At 57.3% G+C, this 2,754-nt stretch carries 3 protein-coding genes and 1 pseudogene; all 4 read left to right on the top strand.

Features of this window, described 5'->3' with window-relative positions; genetic code table 11:
- A pseudogene (locus SCA01S_RS21470) lies at positions 1–401 on the top strand (Ti-type conjugative transfer relaxase TraA); the annotation flags it as partial.
- The gene (locus tag SCA01S_RS21465; RefSeq protein WP_062788844.1) at positions 398–1,114 is read left to right on the top strand and encodes a DUF6118 family protein; all 717 of its coding nucleotides are present in this window, start codon (positions 398–400) and stop codon (positions 1,112–1,114) included. The pseudogene SCA01S_RS21470 and the gene SCA01S_RS21465, both read left to right, overlap by 4 nt.
- 815 nt (positions 1,115–1,929) lie before the next feature.
- Entirely contained in the window at positions 1,930–2,547 is a 618-nt protein-coding gene (locus SCA01S_RS21460) for a KwaA family protein (protein WP_157089088.1), read from the top strand.
- Positions 2,544–2,754: hypothetical protein (locus SCA01S_RS21455; RefSeq protein WP_157089087.1), on the top strand; the 211-nt coding region annotated here is incomplete at its 3' end. The genes SCA01S_RS21460 and SCA01S_RS21455, both read left to right, overlap by 4 nt.

Here is a 2,754-nt window from a genome sequence, read left to right as displayed (position 1 = left end):
TTATGGTCGAGGCCTCCATTGGCCGCACCGCCAATGCCATCGGTGCCATGAAGCTCGAAGCCAAGATCCGCGCCGATCCCGAATTGCGCGCCGACCGCTTCGTCGAGTCCTGGCAGCAGCTGCAGGACCAGCGCGGCCGTCTCACCGGCAGCAGCAACCGCGAGGCGCGCCAGCAGGTGGAAGGCCAGATGCGCGCCATGGCCAAGGGCTTGGAGAAGGACCACGAACTGGGCAATGCACTCAGCAAGCGTGGTAACCAGCTGATCGGCAAACAGTGGTCGCGGGAATGGTCGCCGGGCGTCAGCGGTCATGACATCAGCGAAGCGGCGAGGACCAGGTCGATCGCCCAGCAACTGACTCACTCGCTTGAGCGTGGCCGTGATCGGGGGATGGGGCTGTGACTACCAATTCCGCCAACCGCGCAAATTCCCAGGCCGACCTCGACCGTCCGGAAGTCGCGTTCGAGGCGATGACCCACAAGCTCGCCGCCCTCGTTGCCGCTGTCGAAGGCTTTGCGGCTCGGCAGCAGGAGCTGCACAGCCGGGACTACACCGAGGACCTGGCTCGTATCCATGCCTGCCAGGACGACGCGGCAGCCGCGCTCGAGACGCTGGCCAGCAGTCCCGCGCTGCAGCTGACGCCCGAGACAATTGCCGGGCAGATCTATCACGCAACGGCCAGGGCCAGTGAGGTTGAACGACAGCACTTCGGCGCCGCGCGGATTGATCTGGATCGCACCGTCCTCACGATCAACGACATCGTGCAATCCATCCTGAGGATGTTTCAGCAAGTGCGCTGGCTGGCTGCCGCAGCGGCCATTGGCGTGATGACGGGCTTCCTGCTGGGTTGGATTGTTCCGGACGTCGTTGACCGGGCGGTGCCAGAAGGCTGGCATTGGCCGGAGGAGCGTGCGGCCAGTGTTCTCCAGCGCGATGGGTGGGCGGCTGGGGAGCGGATGCTGCAGGTGTCCGATACAAAGCGATGGCGGGCGTTGCGGGACGCCGCCAGCGTTTGGGCGAGCAATGCGAAGGCGCTAGAGGATTGCCAGCGGCGTGCGGCGAAGGTCGGAAAGGGCGTGAGCTGCTCAATCTCGGTGGGCGGGCCGCAAAAGTAGGCGCGGGGCCAGTTTCGTCCGGGATGGCGGACAGTCCGGAAGGCCATCTTCGGATTGCTGAAAGGGTCAAGCTGCCGTTCATTCATCCTGCTCGAAGCTGGCTGGTGAGCGACTGAGGCATTGGATGCTGCCGACAGATATACGCGCTACAGTGTGGTGGGCTAGCTCCGGCTGTGCCTGATCGGGCCATCGGTCACCCAGCTTCAATCTGCCACGTCTGCTTTGTCAGCGTTAGGTAACCCATTGCCTAATATCGTCGATCTTCCACCGCCTCTTCCCTTGGCTTCCTCAACATCGCTGCCGCCCGTATCTGGATCAGGTCTATTGTCAACATGAGCTAGCTGTCTGGCGCGACAAAACCAGGAGGAGGGAGGGCGTTCAACCGGCGGTGACCGGGCTTCCCTGGGGCAAGAGAGACTTCAGCGCCGACCAGCTTCGGATTGGTGAAGCACATTTGCTGATACGTGCATCCACGGCCTCCCCTCTGTTCCTCCCGATGTTGATCTATTGCCGGCATGTGGAAAACCAACGCCACGGTCTGTTTGCGCGTCGAGTGCCCAATGTGAGCAGAGCGGCGGTCGTTCGGTTCGCTATTGGTTGCCAGGATTGGAAAGAAAGAAGCTGCGATTCCTCATCTGTAACAATAAGGGACAGATCTCGGAAAACATTTGCATGCGAGGCTTGGACAAGCGACGTTCCAAGCTATTGGCATGTCGCGCGAGAGCAGGGGAATTTCAAGTGATCAAGCCGAGCGAGGTCAGAAGCAGGTTGTTGCGGGTTGGCAGATTTGTGCTCGCATCTGTTAGGCATCTGCCTTGGAAGCGCGCAAAGGTGGGTGGATGACGCACCTCTATCGCCTCCTTCTGATATTCAGCTCAATCTCTTTAACCGTCGCGATTTTCCTCGTGAACAAGGGGGTTTCCATTCTGGGTGATGTAAACGCCTGGGCTCTGAAAAATCTTCCGCATATGCCTGTCATGGAATGGAGCCCGCCTGACGCACTTCTAACGTCCATGTCATATATTTTGTATTTCTTGGCGTGCCTGTTCATCAGCAGCAGTGGATTTTTCGCGACACGCTGGCTGTCGGAAGAGCGTGTGGATGAGGCAAGCTTTAAGTCCATCGAGTTGGTCAATGACACATTTCTTCCAATATACTTGGCCTATTTTTTCGTTGCATTGAGCACGACAAATTACCTTTCATTTTTTCTCATTTTTGGCCTTGTTCTTGTTTTTGTCTATCGTTCCGGCGGCGCCTACTTTGATCCGATTTATGTGTTGAGAGGCTACAAAATCTACGCAGCGATCTCGAACAAGGATGTCAAAAGCTACATAATCACCAAGAAGATACTGAAGGGCGTCGGTGACCTCAAGTTTGAAGGACTCCGAAGGGTAAATGATTTCACCTTTATCGAGATCGGAGTGACGAAATGAGCCAGGTTGTCGCGCGCTTGAAGCGGAAGAGCGTCGAGGTGTGTAAGGTGATGTCCACTGATGAAGACATCATTGCTCCGCCCAATCTCGGCGATAAAGTCCATTTTGACCCGCATTATAAACCAGAAGATGGGCAGTGGCTGACTATCAGCGATTTCTCAAAGACGGCTTACGCAATTGATGCATTGGGTAAAGACGTCAATACAG

The organism is Novosphingobium capsulatum NBRC 12533 (assembly GCF_001598375.1).
Lineage (GTDB): Bacteria > Pseudomonadota > Alphaproteobacteria > Sphingomonadales > Sphingomonadaceae > Novosphingobium > Novosphingobium capsulatum.
This window is presented reverse-complemented; position numbering and strand designations above follow the sequence as displayed.